Annotated in this window: 14 protein-coding genes; 9 read left to right on the forward strand and 5 right to left on the reverse strand. The window is 63.6% G+C overall.

Annotated features, from left to right (window positions below):
• Positions 1 to 98: 98 nt before the first annotated feature.
• From AN189_RS14500 to AN189_RS14515, 4 genes are all read left to right on the forward strand, one after another.
• On the forward strand, positions 99 to 980 hold the full coding sequence (locus tag AN189_RS14500) for an endonuclease/exonuclease/phosphatase family protein (RefSeq protein WP_056037295.1): 882 nt from the start codon (positions 99 to 101) through the stop codon (positions 978 to 980).
• A gap of 83 nt (positions 981 to 1,063) precedes the next feature.
• Positions 1,064 to 1,522 carry a (2Fe-2S)-binding protein gene (locus AN189_RS14505; protein ID WP_056037298.1) on the forward strand — a complete coding sequence of 153 codons (459 nt, stop codon included), beginning with the start codon at positions 1,064 to 1,066 and terminating at the stop codon, positions 1,520 to 1,522.
• Positions 1,523 to 1,524: 2 nt separating this feature from the next.
• Complete coding sequence (locus tag AN189_RS14510) at positions 1,525 to 3,690, forward strand: xanthine dehydrogenase family protein molybdopterin-binding subunit (protein ID WP_056037301.1); 2,166 nt, start codon at positions 1,525 to 1,527, stop codon at positions 3,688 to 3,690.
• A 6-nt stretch (positions 3,691 to 3,696) separates the two neighbouring features.
• Positions 3,697 to 4,305 (forward strand): Isoquinoline 1-oxidoreductase subunit, encoded by a 609-nt coding sequence (locus tag AN189_RS14515; protein ID WP_157057512.1) that lies wholly within the window; start codon positions 3,697 to 3,699, stop codon positions 4,303 to 4,305.
• Positions 4,306 to 4,340: 35 nt separating this feature from the next.
• Here AN189_RS14515 and AN189_RS14520 read toward each other — a convergent pair whose 3' ends face one another.
• On the reverse strand, positions 4,341 to 5,240 hold the full coding sequence (locus tag AN189_RS14520) for an MBL fold metallo-hydrolase (protein ID WP_056037307.1): 900 nt from the start codon (positions 5,238 to 5,240) through the stop codon (positions 4,341 to 4,343).
• 39 nt (positions 5,241 to 5,279) lie between these two features.
• Here AN189_RS14520 and AN189_RS14525 point away from each other — a divergent pair, with 39 nt between their 5' ends.
• From AN189_RS14525 to AN189_RS14535, 3 genes are read left to right on the forward strand one after another with little or no spacing between them, the layout of a single operon-like run.
• Entirely contained in the window at positions 5,280 to 6,599 is a 1,320-nt protein-coding gene (locus tag AN189_RS14525; protein ID WP_056037310.1) for an ATP-binding protein, read from the forward strand.
• 38 nt (positions 6,600 to 6,637) lie between these two features.
• Positions 6,638 to 7,741, forward strand: a complete 1,104-nt coding sequence (locus AN189_RS14530) for an AAA family ATPase (RefSeq protein WP_056037313.1) — start codon at positions 6,638 to 6,640, stop codon at positions 7,739 to 7,741.
• Positions 7,738 to 8,970: a VWA-like domain-containing protein gene (locus tag AN189_RS14535; RefSeq protein ID WP_056037316.1), complete on the forward strand. Its 1,233-nt coding sequence runs from the start codon at positions 7,738 to 7,740 to the stop codon at positions 8,968 to 8,970. Before AN189_RS14530 ends, AN189_RS14535 begins: the two co-directional genes overlap by 4 nt.
• On the opposite strand, the gene AN189_RS14540 is transcribed toward AN189_RS14535, so the two are convergent.
• Complete coding sequence (locus AN189_RS14540; protein WP_056037318.1) at positions 8,962 to 9,630, reverse strand: hypothetical protein; 669 nt, start codon at positions 9,628 to 9,630, stop codon at positions 8,962 to 8,964. The two genes, AN189_RS14535 and AN189_RS14540, sit on opposite strands and share 9 nt — an antisense overlap.
• Before the next feature lie 113 nt (positions 9,631 to 9,743).
• Here AN189_RS14540 and AN189_RS14545 point away from each other — a divergent pair, with 113 nt between their 5' ends.
• Positions 9,744 to 10,229 carry an ureidoglycolate lyase gene (locus tag AN189_RS14545; RefSeq protein ID WP_056037533.1) on the forward strand — a complete coding sequence of 162 codons (486 nt, stop codon included), beginning with the start codon at positions 9,744 to 9,746 and terminating at the stop codon, positions 10,227 to 10,229.
• A 64-nt stretch (positions 10,230 to 10,293) separates the two neighbouring features.
• On the opposite strand, the gene katG is transcribed toward AN189_RS14545, so the two are convergent.
• Positions 10,294 to 12,510: a catalase/peroxidase HPI gene (katG, locus tag AN189_RS14550; protein ID WP_056037321.1), complete on the reverse strand. Its 2,217-nt coding sequence runs from the start codon at positions 12,508 to 12,510 to the stop codon at positions 10,294 to 10,296.
• A gap of 96 nt (positions 12,511 to 12,606) precedes the next feature.
• On the opposite strand from katG, the gene AN189_RS14555 reads away from it, so the two are divergent.
• Positions 12,607 to 13,506, forward strand: a complete 900-nt coding sequence (locus tag AN189_RS14555; RefSeq protein WP_056037325.1) for a hydrogen peroxide-inducible genes activator — start codon at positions 12,607 to 12,609, stop codon at positions 13,504 to 13,506.
• On the opposite strand, the gene AN189_RS14560 is transcribed toward AN189_RS14555, so the two are convergent.
• Complete coding sequence (locus tag AN189_RS14560) at positions 13,503 to 14,999, reverse strand: TRAP transporter large permease (RefSeq protein ID WP_056037328.1); 1,497 nt, start codon at positions 14,997 to 14,999, stop codon at positions 13,503 to 13,505. The genes AN189_RS14555 and AN189_RS14560 overlap by 4 nt on opposite strands.
• A complete protein-coding gene (locus tag AN189_RS14565; protein WP_253279634.1) occupies positions 14,996 to 15,580 on the reverse strand; it encodes a TRAP transporter small permease in 585 nt (194 codons plus the stop codon). The genes AN189_RS14560 and AN189_RS14565 overlap by 4 nt, the downstream gene beginning before the upstream one ends.
• Between the last annotated feature and the right edge of the window lie 65 nt (positions 15,581 to 15,645).

Here is a 15,645-nt window from a genome sequence, read left to right on the forward strand (position 1 = left end):
GGAAAAAAGTTCAGACTGCCCAAAATCTAGTGGTTACGGTCGTCAAAACATCAAGTCGCAGGCCATCAGCCTGACCTACATCCCATCGGAGCCCCAAGATGCGCCTCATCCTCAGCCTCATTGCACTGACAGCCCTGTTCGCTTGCGGCGAATCCACGTCGCAGATCACACCACCACCGGACGGCAGCGTGCGGATCGCGACCCACAACGTCCATTACATCGTATTGGACCAGGCAACCGGGGCCTGGTCAGTCGGTGACTGGGAAGATCGCAAGGAATCGGCAGATCAGGCCTTCAAGGCGCTCGACGCCGACATCGTCGCCTTTCAGGAAATGGAAAGCTTTGGGCGCGGCGATACCGACAACATCAACCTGCACCGTGATTGGCTGCTGGAAAACAACCCCGGCTATGCGGCGGGAGCCAATGGTGATTCCGCGGTGTTTCCATCGACCCAGCCCATCTTTTACCGCACGGCGCGATTCGAGATGCTGGACCAGGGGTGGTTCTTCTTTTCGGATACACCGGACGTGATCTATTCGCGGACCTTCAACGGCAGCTTTCCGGCCTTTGCCAGCTGGGTTCAGCTACGTGACCGCAACGATGGCAAGACCCTTACTATATACAACGTCCATTTCGAGTTCAGTTCCGGGTCGAACCGGCTGTTGTCGGCAGAGCTGACCGTCGACCGGATGGCCCCCCGGCTTGCGGCAGGGGAACGCGTCGTTCTGGCGGGCGACCTGAACGCATTGCGCAGTTTCAGGACGGCGCAGATCTTCAAGGATGCAGGCTTTACCTTTGCCCCCGTGCCGGGATCGACCTATCACCTGAACAACGGCATCAACCTGTTCGGGGCGATTGACCATATTGCCACCTCTGGCCCTGTCAGCCTGATCGGGGAACCACAGGTTTTGCGGCGCAAGTTCGACCGGCGCTGGCCATCGGACCATTATCCCGTCATCGGCGATTTCGTCCTGCGATAGACCTTCCGCGGGGTCCTGCGTGGACTTTGGACACTGTCGCATTAGCTCTTGGTCCAAACCCTTGGCGAGAGAGGACAGATCGCATGACCACATTTACTGTTAATGGAGAAGAACGCACGGTCGATGTGCCGGGCGATACGCCACTGCTGTGGGTCCTGCGGGACGAGCTGAAACTGACAGGCACGAAATTCGGCTGCGGCGTCGCACAATGCGGGGCCTGCACCGTCATGCTGGACGGCACCACGCGCCGGTCCTGTGTCACGCCGGTATCCACCCTCGAAGGCGCGAACATCACCACCATCGAGGGTCTGGACACACCAGAAGCCGAAGCCGTTCAAGCCGCATGGGCGAAACTGGACGTGCCGCAATGTGGCTGGTGCCAATCCGGTCAGGTCGTCAGCGCCTCTGCCCTGCTGTATGAAATTCCCAACCCCACCGACGAGGACATCGACAACGCGATGGCCGGCAACATCTGCCGCTGCGCCACCTATGTCCGCATCCGCCAAGGCATCAAAGATGCCGCCAAAGCGTTGGAGACCTGAACATGACTCATCAGAATCGCCGCCAGTTTCTGGCCTCTGCCGCGGGTCTGACCATTGCGGTCGCCCTGCCGATGAAAGGCCGCGCGCAATCGGGTGCCGCCAATGCCTTTGCCGCTGACGGCAGCGGCAGCTTTGCCCCCAATGCGTTCATCCGTGTGGCGGCTGACGATACCGTCACCGTCATGATCAAACACATTGAAATCGGTCAGGGTGCCTACACCGGCCTTGCAACCCTCGTGGCCGAGGATCTGGACGCAGACTGGGCACAGATGCGTGCCGAGGCCGCCCCCCTGGACAACGAGAAATACAAGAACCTCTATTTCGGCCTGCAAGGCACTGGCGGTTCCACAGGTCTGGCCAACAGCTATACCCAGATGCGCAAGGCCGGTGCCGCCGCCCGTGCCATGCTGGTGCAGGCTGCCGCCGCCGAATGGGGCGTCGATGCGTCCGAAATTACCGTCTCCAAGGGCGTGATCGCCCACGGTGACAAAACCTCGACCTTTGGCCCGATGGCCGCCAAGGCGGCCGAGATGACCCCGCCAGAGGATCCGCCGCTGAAACCCGCCTCCGAATTCGTCTATATTGGCACCGACCTGCCGCGCCTCGATTCACCGTCGAAATCCAATGGCAGTGCGATGTTCACGATGGACCTCAATCTGGACGGGATGGAAACGGTCGTCGTCGCGCACCCGCCCATGCTGGGCGGGACCGTTGCCAGCTATGACGACACCGAGGCGGTCGCCGTCCCCGGCGTGACCGCCGTGCGCCAGATTCCGCAGGGCGTCGCGGTCTATGCCACATCGACCGCAGCCGCGATCAAGGGGCGGTCCATGCTGTCCGTCGATTGGGACACCTCTGCCGCCGAAACACGCAGCTCTGCGCAGATGATGGACGATTTCGCCGCCATGGTCGGCAGCGATACCGCCAAGACGGCAGAATCTGCGGGCGACGTTGCCGCAGCCCTCGAAAACGCAGCGCAGACGGTCGAGATGGAATTCCGCTTTCCCTATCTTGCCCATGCGCCGCTGGAACCGCTCGATGCGGTGGTCGAGGTCAAGGACGGCAGCGCCACCGCCTGGGGCGGCTGGCAGTTTCCCGGTTTCGACAACCAGTCGGTGGCCGGTGCGCTGGGAATGGACCCCGCAAAGGTGGCAATGGTCACGATGCTGGCCGGCGGCTCGTTCGGTCGCCGCGCACAGCCCAGCGCCCATATCGGTGCGGAAATCGGCGCGATTGCCGCCGCTGCGGGCCGTGACGGGGCCTGGAAACTGGTCTGGACGCGCGAGGACGACCTGCACGGCGGCTATTACCGCCCGATGACCGTGCACCACCTGCGCGGTGGTCTGGACGCCGACGGCAACATCACCGCATGGCACAACACGGTCGTGAACCAGTCCATCATGGCAGGCACCCCGATGGAGGCGATGATGCAGGACGGGCTGGACCCGACATCCTATGAGGGTGCCGTGAAAATGCCTTACGCCCTGACCGACATGCAGGTCGATTGGGTTCGCGCAGAAAGCCCGGTTTCCGTGCTCTGGTGGCGGTCCGTGGGCCATACGCATACGGCCTACGCGACCGAAGTGTTCCTGGATCATCTGCTGGAACTGGGCGGCAAGGACCCGGTGCAGGGTCGCCTTGACCTGCTGCGCCCCGACATGGCCCGTGACCGGGCCGTGCTGGAACGCGTTGCCGAAATGGCTGGCTGGGACGGCCAAAAGGTCAAGAACGGCAAGGGATACGGCGTCGCGCTGCACGAAAGTTTCAGCACCTACACCGCCCAGATCGTCGAAGTCGAAGACGTTGACGGCTTTCCCAAGGTGACGAATGTCTGGTGCGCCGTGGATTGCGGCGTGGCCGTGACGCCCAACGTGATCCGCGCCCAGATCGAGGGCGGAATCGGGTTCGGTTTGTCGTCGATCCTGCATGACGAACTGTCACTGGCCGAAGGCGGCATGGTCGAACAAAGCAATTTCGACACCTACCGCGTGCTGCGCATCAACGAGATGCCCAATGTCATGGTCGACATCATCGCATCAGAGGTCGATCCGACGGGTGTGGGCGAACCCGGCACCCCGCCCATCGGCCCGGCACTTGCGAACGCATGGCGCGCGCTCAAGGGCGAAAACGTCACCACCCTGCCCTTTTCCAAATCCGTCGGAGCGTAAGCCATGATGAAAACCCTCACCCGTCTTGGCCTGATCGCTGCTTTTGCATGGGCGGCCCCGGTCGGCGCCGAAACCGTCAACGGCCTGCGGACCGTCGACGAATTTGCAGATATTGCTGACGAATCCGAACGGTCCGTCGCCCTGTTCAACGAGCTGATGGTCGTGATCGAACATCCGCGATGCCTGAACTGCCACCCGGTTGGCGATGTGCCGTTGCAGGGCGATGACATGCAGCCGCACCAGCCCCCCGTCGTACGCGGCGTGGGTGGCATGGGCGCGCCGGGCATGCGGTGCAGCACCTGTCACGGGGCGGAAAACGTCACCTATACCAGCGGTGATGGATCAATTCCCGGTCACGTGCCGTGGCATCTGGCCCCCATCGAAATGGGCTGGGTCGGCAAATCCGCCACCGAAATCTGCGAACAGATCAAGGACCCCGCCCGCAACGGCAACCTTGATCTGGCTGGCCTGCACGAACACAACGCCGAGGACGGCCTTGTGGGTTGGGGCTGGGACCCGGGCGTTGGCCGCGAACCGGCACCGGGCACGCAGGCGATCTTTGGTGATCTGACGCAGGCCTGGATCGACACTGGCGCTGTCTGCCCCACCACCTGAACACGGCATCAGCCCCGGCCCAGCGCCGGGGCTTTTCATATCCGGCTGAATGCCGCCTCGAACGACAGGGCCGGACGCGCGACCGCCTCGCCTGTCGTGACCAGTTCAATCAACTGCGCGAATACGTTGCGGGCCGCGATCGGCCACAACGCTTCGTCCACGTCGCGATAGACAGCGGCGGTGATCTGCGAAATCCCTGTCGGCGTGTGGGACAAGACACCCAGCACGGCCGCGCGACGTTCCATACGGTGCGCGATCAACCAGTCGATCCGGGCCGCAGGATCGTCAACCGGTGCCCCATGTCCCGGATACAGGGTCGCGCCGCCCCATGCCCGCAACCGCCGGCAGGACGCAATAAAATCGCTGACGTCGCCATCGGGCGGCGACACCAGCGATGTTGCCCATTCCATCACCAGATCGCCGGAAAAAACGGCCTCACTCCACTTGAGGCAGATATGGTTGCCCATATGCCCCGGCGTGTGCAGGACATGAACAGCGCCTGCCGGTGTGTCGATCACGGCACCATCGCCGACCGTCATGTCGGGCGTAAAATGCGTATCGACGCCTTCGCCACCACCGGCATAGCCTTGCGCGACCAAATCCTGCATCACGGCACTGCGCCCTGCGTCGCTGGGACCATAAGCCAGCACAGGTGCACCCGTTCGGGCGGCCAGACGTGCGGCCAGCGGCGAATGATCCAGATGCGCGTGGGTCACAAGGATATGGCTGACCTGTGCGGCCCCGATGGCATCCATCAATGCCGCCAGATGCGCCGCGTCATCCGGGCCGGGATCGACCACTACGAGGCTCGCGTCACCCAGCAGATAAGTATTTGTCCCGCGATAGGTCATGGGTGACGGATTGGGGGCCAGAACACGCCGCAGGCCGGGGCCCAGCCGGACGGCTTCGCCCGGTATCGGATCGAACTCTTTCATCGCTTTCCCCCGTGCTTTCGCGTCGCTAGTGTTAATGCCATGTTCCTCGCATGGCTCAAACCCTATCTGCCGCGCGGTCTTTATACCCGCGCGCTGCTGATCCTGATCCTGCCGATCCTGCTGCTTCAGCTGGGAGTGTCGATCCTGTTCATCAACCGTCATTTCGACGGTGTCACCGAACAGATGACGGACGCGGTCAGCATCGAACTGCAATTCCTGATCGAAACAGCCAATCAGGCCGCGGACGCCGATACCGCCCGGTCAAGGGTGGCGGATATCGCTGATCCGTTGCAACTGGCCGTCAGCTGGCCTGCCGCAATTCCCGGCCAGACCCGCGCCCGCACATGGAGCGATTTCACCGCCGACGCGGTCGCAGCCCGCCTGCGATTCCGCATCCCGCAGATCGACGCGATCTCGATGATCGACAAGGATTTCGTCCGGATCTGGATCAACACGCGCCACGGCCCAATGCAAATCGAGGTCAACCGCAGGCGCGTGTCCGCGTCCAACCCCCATCAGCTGTTGGTGATCATGGTGGTACTGGGGGTCATCCTGACTGCGATCTCCTTTATCTTTCTGCGCAACCAACTGCGCCCGATCCAGCGGATGGCCGTGGCCGCCACCGACTATGGCAAGGGCCGGATCACCCACTACCACCCTTCTGGTGCGACCGAAGTCCGGGCCGCAGGCATGGCCTTTCTCGACATGCGCAACCGTCTGGAACGGCAGATCCAGTCACGCACCATGATGTTGTCGGGCGTCAGCCACGATCTGCGCACGCCGCTGACGCGCTTGCGGCTGGGCCTGTCCCTGCTGGACGAGGACGACGCCGCACCGCTGCTGCAGGATGTCGACGACATGCAGCGCCAGCTTGATGCCTTTCTCGATTTTGCCCGGTCCGATCATGGCGATGCACTGATCCGTGTGTCACCGCAGCAACTGGTGCGCGACATTCACGGCGATTTCCAGCGCACACGGGCGCAGCTGTTTCTGGGCACGCTGTCGGGACCGGATGCCCCCGTCCCCCTGCGCGAGGTGGCGATCCGCCGGGCGCTGGACAACCTGTGCAACAACGCGCTGCGCTACGGCAGCCGCGCCGAAATCTCGGTCTATGTGACCGACCGCGCGGTCCGCTTTGTCGTCGATGACGATGGCCCCGGTATCCCAGTCGATCGCCGCGAAGAGGCCGTGCGCCCGTTTACCCGGCTCGACCCTGCCCGCAATCAGGATACCGGCACTGGCGTGGGTCTGGGCCTTGCCATCGTGTCGGACATCGCCCGCAGTCACGGTGGCGTGTTGCGCCTCACGGAATCGGACAGCCTGGGCGGTTTGCGCGCGGAACTGGTCCTCGCCCGCTAGGCCCCCGCGCCCTATGTTGTCGGCCAGGAGGACGCGCCATGTCGATCAATACGCAGACAATTTCCGCCGGTCAGGCACTGGACGCGCTGCGCGCGGGCTTTGCCGCGCAAATCGCAGGACAGATGACCGCAAGCTGGATGCTGCACGGTCGCCCCGGTATCGGCAAGACCGAGATCGTGACCCAGCTTGCGGCAGAGACAGGTAGCCGGTTGTTCGACCTGCGACTGACCACGATCGAACCCGCCGACCTGCGCGGCCTTCCGTTCTATGACCACGACAGCAGGCGCACCGTCTGGTATCCGCCCCAGGACCTGCCCAGCGACCCTGATCGCCAGGCGATCCTGTTTCTGGACGAACTCACCGCCGCCGCCCCCGCGCTGCAACCCACCGTTTATGGCCTGCTACAGGAACGGCGCGTCGGTCAGTTCGCCCTGCCGGACAGCACGTTCATCGTGGCCGCAGGCAATGCCGTCGAGGATGGTGCCATCGCCTATGACATGGGCACGGCCCTGTCCGACCGGCTGATCCATCTGTCCTTGCGGGCCGAGGCCGGTGACTGGATCACGCGCTATGCCGTGCCGCGCGGACTGCATCCCAGCGTCATCGCCTTTATCCGCACGCGCCCGGATCTGCTGGACACGACCGAGGATTGCCTGCGCCGGGGGGCGATGATCGCGGCGACGCCGCGCAGTTGGGCGCGGGTCAGCACCCTGCTGCATGCCATTGATGACGCATCCCTGCGCGACACGCTGATCGCAGGCACGGTGGGCGACGCGGTGGCCGCCGAATTCACCCTGATCGCGCGCGACATTGCCAGCACGGTGCAGGCCGAGGCCATGATCGCGGCGACAGCGGCCGAACGCGCGGACCTCTACCCGCGCAGCCTGCACGGTCTGACGGCACTGACCTATGCGCTCATTGCCTTGGCAGACCGGGACAACATGCCTGCCGTGATCGCGGTCATGGCAGGGATCATGGACCTGGCCACGCGGGATGAACATTTTGCGACGCTGCCGACACGCGAACTGACGACCTATGGATTCGAGCTGTTGATTGACCGCGCGCTGGCCCACGGCTGGCAAGAGGCATTCCGCGATTCCGCACCCTATGCGGACTATCTCGCACGCCGCGACGCATCATGAACCGCCATTCCAGCCGCGCAACCGCCGCCCTGACCGCATTGGCCGAGGCCGACCCGGCGCTGGCCGCCTTGTCGCTGTGGTGCGACCACCGCGACGGCGATGCGACGGCAACCGCTGGCAGGACCATCACCTACGGACCGGATTTTGCCGCACTGTCGCGCCCCGAACAGATGGGGCTGGCCGCACACCATATCCTGCATGTGGCCTTGCGCCACTCTGCTCGGCTGGCTGATCTCAAACGCAGGCTTGGCGATACCTTTGATGCGCAACTCTGGCAGCTCTGCGCCGATGCGCTGGTGAACGAGGCGCTGTTGCAATCGGATCATGCGCTGCCGCGGCCCGCCGTCACGCTGACCGGCCTTCTGGACAGCATCGGCCAAGAGGTCAGCGGACCACAGGCCCTGGCCGATTGGGACAGCGACCGGCTCTATTTCACGATCATGGGGGCCGGCGGTGACAAACGTGCCGCGGATCACGCCCGCGCCTATGCCAGACAACAGACCTTTGCAGGGGACATCCAGCCCGGCGACGCTGCAGACGACCAGCACGGCGGGGACCGCGAACAGGCGGCCGCATGGGCACAGCACATGGCACGGGCCTTGCAGGCGGGCCGTGCGGCGGGCCGTGGTCTTGGGCTGATCGGTCACCGCATCGCGGATATCCCCGCACCGCGCACCCCTTGGGAAATCGTCCTGCGCCGCCTGCTGACGACCGCCATCACGGTCGCCCCCCAGACCAGCCCGATGCGCCCCACCCGGCGCTGGATCGCGGGCACCGCACAAGCGCGGGCCGATGCGACACGGCAGCCGGGGTTTCAGGCGGGCCACAGGCCATTTACCGACGTGCCGCGTATCGCGGTCGCCGTCGATGCCTCTGGTAGCATCGATGATGCGCGGCTGGCGGTGTTCTGGGCAGAGGTGCTGGGCATCACCCGTCGCCTGCGGGCCGAGGTCAGGCTGATCATCTTTGACGCGGCAGTCCATTCGGTCACCCGGATCGACCCTGCGACACAGACTGTCCCCCTTCCCGATCTGCCGCGCGGCGGTGGCACGGACTTTCAGCCTGCCATCGCGACGGCGCAAACGGATGGCGCCACAGCATTGGTGATCCTGACGGACCTCGACGGCCCGACGGGGCCTGCGCCCAAGGGTCTGAAAGTGTTCTGGGCCGTGCCGCAGCCGGACGATCTGAGGCCGCCCTTTGGGCAGTTGGTCGATTTGTCAGCCTAGTGCCGCCGCCAGTCGTGCATGGGCCGAGACGCCCCGCGCGTCAAAGGTGATGTCGCGCAGGAACTGGTTCTGGCTTTGGTTGATGCGTTGCAACCTGCGTTCGGACAGATCGCCCTGAAACAGACCGTCGCGCAGGATCTGCATCTCGGTCGGGGTCAGCGACAGCACTTCTGGCCCCTTGCCCCACTGCACCGAAACATAGGTCAGCGGCGGCGCTGTCCACAGGTCGGATTGTTCGATCACCAGATGCAATTCGCCCTGTTTCAACCCGCGATGGGCCGCGATCCGGGTCAGGACCGCACGGGCCTGTGCGCGCAGCGCATCCAGCCCACGGTCTGCCGCTGCCGGATCGATCAGGCGCGCGCGACGCGACGCCGGCACGCGCAGGACACGGGTTTCCAGCCACCAGATCAGAATCAGCATCAGCACCGGGGCCTGTGACAGCGGCAGGGCTGCTCCGTTCCAGATCAAGGCCACTACGACCAGCGGCGTCAGCGTCAGAAAATACCGCAGAATCTGGAATTCCACGATGATCCGCAAAAACAGGCTCGGACTCATGCCGCGCGGCCAGACCGTCGCGCGGCCAAAGAACTTGCGCGGCAATTGCCGCACCTTCAGCACCGACGGATTGCGGATCGTGTCATGGGTGACGATCAACACGCCGCGCCCAACCTGTCAAAAGCCATTGTCATCGCGACAGTCTGCCCGCCGCACGGATGCGGGGCAAGCACGGGACAGTTGACAGCTGCGCGACCAATGATCACCCATGGGCCATGACACAGACACTTCTGGCCCAGCCACTGACCGCCGCTGCCTTTGCCCCGTTCGGGGATGTGCTGGATGCCACCGGTGCACCGGACAAGCTGATCAACGCTGACCTATGCGGTCGCTACCACGACCGTGCGACATTGGATTTCGCAGATGGTCGCGCCGGCATCAGTATCTTTGACGCCGTGCCGCGCAGCCTGCCCTATGTCTTTGATCTGGTCGAACGCCACCCTGAGGGGTCGCAGGCTTTTGTTCCGATGCACCAGAACCCCTGGCTGGTCATCGTGGCCCCGGACGCGGGGGGACGACCGGGCGAGCCATTGGCATTTCTGGCAGGCCCCGGACAGGCCATCAATTTTCACAAGGGCACATGGCACGGCGTCCTGACACCCTTGCATGCACCGGGCCTGTTCGCCGTGATCGACCGGATCGGCCCGGGCACCAATCTGCAAGAGGTGCGATACCCCGAACCCTGGCACGTGATCGCCTGAGCCGGAAACGCGATACGCCGCCGGATTTCTCCGGCGGCGTTTTTTGTTCGCAATCTGGCGCCGATCAGACGTCGAACCGGTCCAGATCCATCACCTTGGCAAAGGCGCGGGCAAATGCCTTGACGAAACGGGCGTTGTCGCAGGCATAGGTTTCGGACAATGCGCGCAGCTGGCTGTTCGAGCCGAACAGCAGGTCAACCTGCGTGCCGGTCCATTTCACCTGACCGGTTGCGCGGTCGCGACCTTCGAAGGTGCCTTCGTATTCATCGAGGGCCTTCCATTCGTTCGACATGCTCAGCAGGTTGACAAAGAAGTCATTGCTCAGCGTGCCGGGACGATCGGTGAACACACCGTGTTCCGCGTTTCCGTAGTTGGCACCCAACACGCGCAGACCACCCACCAGCACCGTCATTTCGGGTGCCGTCAACGTCAGCAGTTGTGCCTTGTCGACCAACAACTCGCCCGGCGTCGCGGTAAAGTCCTTTTGCAGGTAGTTCCGGAAACCATCTGCCTGCGGTTCCAGAACATCGACGGATTCGACATCCGTCTGATCCTGGCTGGCGTCCATGCGACCGGGTGTGAACGGCACTGTGAGATCCTGACCGCCATCGCGAGCGGCCTTTTCCACGGCAGCCACACCGCCCAGCACGATGATATCGGCCAGTGACACGCGCTTGTTGCCGGTCTGGGCGTCGTTGAACGCGGTCTGGATCGCCTCCAGCTTGGCCAGCCGGTCGCCCAGCGTGTCGGGCTCGTTCACGTCCCAGCCGTTCATCGGGGCCAAACGGATGCGCGCACCGTTTGCACCGCCGCGCCGGTCGGACCCGCGGAAGGTGGATGCGCTGGCCCATGCGGTCGTGACCAGATCGGACACACTCAACCCGCTGTCCAGCAGCTTGGCTTTGAGGTCGGCAATATCCGCATCGTCGATCAGGTCGTGATCGCGCGCCGGAATCGGATCCTGCCACAACAGGTCCTCTTGCGGCACCCAGGGGCCAAGGTATGTGTCCTTGGGGCCCATGTCGCGGTGGCACAATTTGAACCAGGCGCGGGCAAAGGCGTCGGCGAACTGGTCGGGGTTCTTGTGGAACCGTTCCGAGATTTCGCGGTAGACCGGATCAACCTTGAGCGCGAGGTCAGAGGTCGCCATCATCGGCGCGTGGGTCTTGGACGGGTCATGTGCGTCCGGCACGGTCCCTGCCAATGCACCATCCTTGGGGGTCCACTGTTTCGCACCCGCGGGGGACGTCGTCAGTTCCCATTCGTGGTTCAGCAGCGTGTCGAAATAGCTGTTGTCCCAGGTGATCGGTGTCGCCGTCCATGCGCCCTCGAGCCCGGACGAAATGGTGTCGACGCCCTTGCCGGAATTGAAACCGCTGGCCCAGCCAAAGCCTTGGGATGCGATGCCCGCACCCTCTGGCTCTGCGCCGATCAGCGTGGGATCACCCGCACCGTGGGTTTTACCAAAGGTGTGACCGCCCGCGACCAGTGCCACGGTTTCTTCGTCGTTCATCGCCATCCGGGCGAATGTGTCACGGATGTCGTGGGCCGAGGCCTGCGGATCGGGATTGCCATCGGGGCCTTCGGGGTTGACGTAGATCAGACCCATCTGCACGGCGGCCAGCGGGTTTTCCAGCTCGCGCTCGCCGGAATAACGGCTCAGCGGGTTGTCGGACGGAGCAAGCCATTCGTCCTCCTGCCCCCAATAGATGTCCTCTTCGGGTTCCCAGATATCCACGCGGCCACCGGCGAATCCAAAGGTTTTGAAGCCCATGGTTTCAAGTGCGACGTTGCCGGTCAGGATCATCAGGTCGGCCCAGCTGATCGCGTCACCGTATTTCTGCTTGATCGGCCACAGCAGGCGGCGCGCCTTGTCCAGGTTCACGTTGTCGGGCCAGCTGTTCAGGGGCGCGAAACGCTGGCTGCCGGATGTGGAACCGCCGCGACCGTCAGCGGTACGGTAGGTGCCGGCGCTGTGCCATGCCATGCGGATAAAGAACGGACCATAGTGGCCATAGTCGGCAGGCCACCAGTCCTGGCTGTCGGTCATCAATGCCTCGAGGTCCTTCCACAAGGCGTCCTTGTCCAGCGCCTCGAATGCCTCGGCATAGTTGAAATCTGGGTCCATCGGGCTGACCTGCGGCGTGTTCTGCGACAGGATTTTCAGGTTCAGCTGGTTCGGCCACCAGTCACGGTTGCCACGGGAATTGTTGCGCGCATGCGGGCGGGCGTGCCCTGCAACGGGACAGTTGCGGATATCGCCCTTGGGATTGCCGTCCATGATCAGCTCCTCTGCTATCGGAATCTGGAATTGTTCTAGACTGACAAAGCGATTAGATGAAGTTGTATTTTCTAATCGCTTCGATAGGATTTCCTGATGCCATCGCTTACCTTGAAACAGCTTCGGTATTTCGAGGCACTTGCTGCGCAAGGCCATTTCGGACGGGCCGCCGCCGTGGTGGCGATCAGTCAGCCTGCCTTGTCCATGCAGATCAAGGAGCTGGAAGATGCGCTGGGCACACCCCTGTTCGAACGGTCCGCACGTCAGGTCCGGCTGACCCCCTTTGGAGAGGTGTTCGCCCCCCGCGCGCGCGAAATCCTGCGGGCCGTGGACGAGGTGACGGATCTGGCGCGACTGTCCCAAGGCGGGGCGCTGACCCGATTGCGGCTGGGAATCATTCCAACAATCGCACCCTATCTGCTGCCGCGTATCATCGCAGCACTGGGGCAATCGCATCCAGGGCTGGATCTGCGGTTGCGCGAATCCGTCACGCAGACCCTGCTGGACGATCTGGACGCGGGCCGTCTGGATGCCGCGATCGTGGCATTGCCGATCTCGGAACCCGCGCTGACGGAAATGACGCTGCTGGAGGAAGAGTTCGTGTTGGTGCGGCCCCGCGCCGATGCGGACAGCCCGATTCCCTCGCCGGCGGCCCTGCGCGAAATGCGGCTGTTGTTGCTGGAAGAAGGCCATTGTTTCCGCGATCAGGCGCTGTCCTTTTGCCAGATACCCGACACCCAGCCCAAGGAAATGCTGGACGGGTCGACCCTGTCGACGCTGGTGCAGATGGTGGGATCGGGAATCGGCGTGACGCTGATCCCAGACATGGCCGTCGCCGTCGAAACGGCCTCGGCCCCTGTGTCCATCGCGCGTTTCCCCGGATCGCAGCCGCGCCGCACCGTCGGCATGGTCTGGCGGCAATCATCCGCGCTGGGGGCAGCCCTGACGCAGGTCGGTCAGACCTTGCGGGACGCGGCCCGGTCTGATCCCGCCTAGAACGGAATCAGCACCAGCGTGATGATCGGGAACGCCGCCAGCACGATCACCCGCAGGATGTCGGACGCGACGAAAAACAGCACTGCGCGGTAGGTCTCGCTCATCGGTGTGTCGCGGTCCATCGCGTTGATGATGAACAGGTTCATGCCGACAGGCGGTGTGATCAGGCCGACCTCGACCACGATCAGGACCAGAATACCGAACCAGATCGCCACACGTTCGGTGTTGATCCGGTCCAGCGCGCCTTCGGTCGCGCCCCGGATGCCCAGTTCGCGCAGCTGGTCGCGGGTCAGCTCGATTCCCTGTGCCAGACTGGCCTGCGCCTCGGCCAGCAGGGCCGGTGCGACCTCTGCCCCGCTGGCGATCAGTTCTGCCAGCTTGCTGCCTTGCAGCTCGATCAAGGACACGAACCCGAAATCGAGGCCCTGCATGACCGGCCAAAAGATCGGGATCGTCAGCAGGATCATCGACAGGCTGTCCATCAGACAGCCCAGCAACAGGTAGAACACCAGGATGAACGCCAGCACGACCCAGGGCGAAAACCCCTGCCCCACGACCCAGCCTGCGATTTCCTGCGGCACCTGCGTCAGGGCCAGAAACCCGTTGTAGAACGCAGCCCCCAGCACGATGAAAAAGATCATCGCCGTGGATTTCGCGGTCACGGTAAAGGATTCGCCCAATGTCGCCCATGTCAGGCCACCGTTGACCCAGGCGATGATCCCGGTGCCCATGGCACCCACGGCAGCACCTTCGGTCGGGGTAAACCAGCCTGCATAGATGCCACCGACGACAAGGCCAAAGACCAAAAGAACAGGCCAGACCGCCGCCAATGCGCGCATCCGGTCACCGTAATTGACACGCGGGCGTGTGCCCGCCGCCTCTGGATACAGGCGGACATAGATCGAGATGACGGCGACATAACCCAAGGCCGCGATGATGCCGGGGATAAAGGCGGCCAGAAACAGCTTGGCAATATTCTGTTCGGTCAGGATGGCATAGATCACCAGCACGACCGACGGTGGGATCAGGATGCCCAGCGTGCCACCGGCGGCCAGCGTCGCCGTGGAAAAGCCACCGGCATAGCCATAGCGGCGCATTTCAGGCAACGCGACACGCGACATGGTGGCCGCCGTCGCCAATGACGATCCGCAGATCGCGCCGAAGCCCGCGCAGGCCCCGACCGCGGCCATGGCGACGCCGCCCTTGCGGTGGCCCAGCCAGCCCTCTGCGGCCTTGAACAAGGCCTGCGACATGCCGCCGAGGGTCGCAAAGTGACCCATCAGCAAGAACATCGGAATGATCGACAGCGAATAGCTGGCAAAGGTCGTGTAGGTTTCCGATTTCAACCGCGCGAGGGGAATGGTCGTGTCGCCGGTGACCAGCACCAACCCGACCAAACCGGCCAGAAACATCGCCAATCCGATAGGAACCCGCAGGAAAATCAGCCCCAGTAGGGCCGGGAACGACAGAATGCCGATCAGGGTATCGCTCAATGGTCTGCTCCCAGGTCGGCGGGCAGGATGCTACGCCCGGTTGCGACCTCTGCCACACGGGTGGCCGCGATCCAGACCGATACGATCGCTGCGATGACAGCACCGATGAGGCTCAGCGCGTAGCCCCACCACACCGGAAATTCCAAAAGAAACGTGGTTTGCCCACTGGATAGCTTGCTCAGTAGTCCGGCGTATAGCTGAACCGCAAGCAGCACCATCACGGCGGCGAACACCGTGTCGATCACCACCCGCAAGGCGCGGTTGACGCCCGGTGACATGCGCTGCGTAAAGATATCGACAGAGGCATGGCCGCCCGTGATCTGGCACAGCGGCAGAAACGCAAAGATCGCAAAGGCGACCAGCGCCTCGGTCAGCTCAAAGTCCCCGTTCACGGGACCGACACCTGCGGCGATCAGCCAGTCGGCAAAGGCAGGCATCAAGGTCTGGGCAACATCGCCGTGCAACATGCCGTTCAATGTGCGCCCCAGCACGGACACGCAGATCAGGATGACGATACCTGTCAGGACCAGGCCGCCGATCCACGCCATGACCAGCGCAAGCCGATAGAAAAATCCGTACAAAACCGCCCCCCCGGATAAAAGTGGCGGCCGCTGTGTCGCGGCCGCCCGTCGCATTGTCAGCGTGC

This window comes from Loktanella sp. 3ANDIMAR09, from assembly GCF_001420005.1.
Classification (GTDB): domain Bacteria; phylum Pseudomonadota; class Alphaproteobacteria; order Rhodobacterales; family Rhodobacteraceae; genus Loktanella.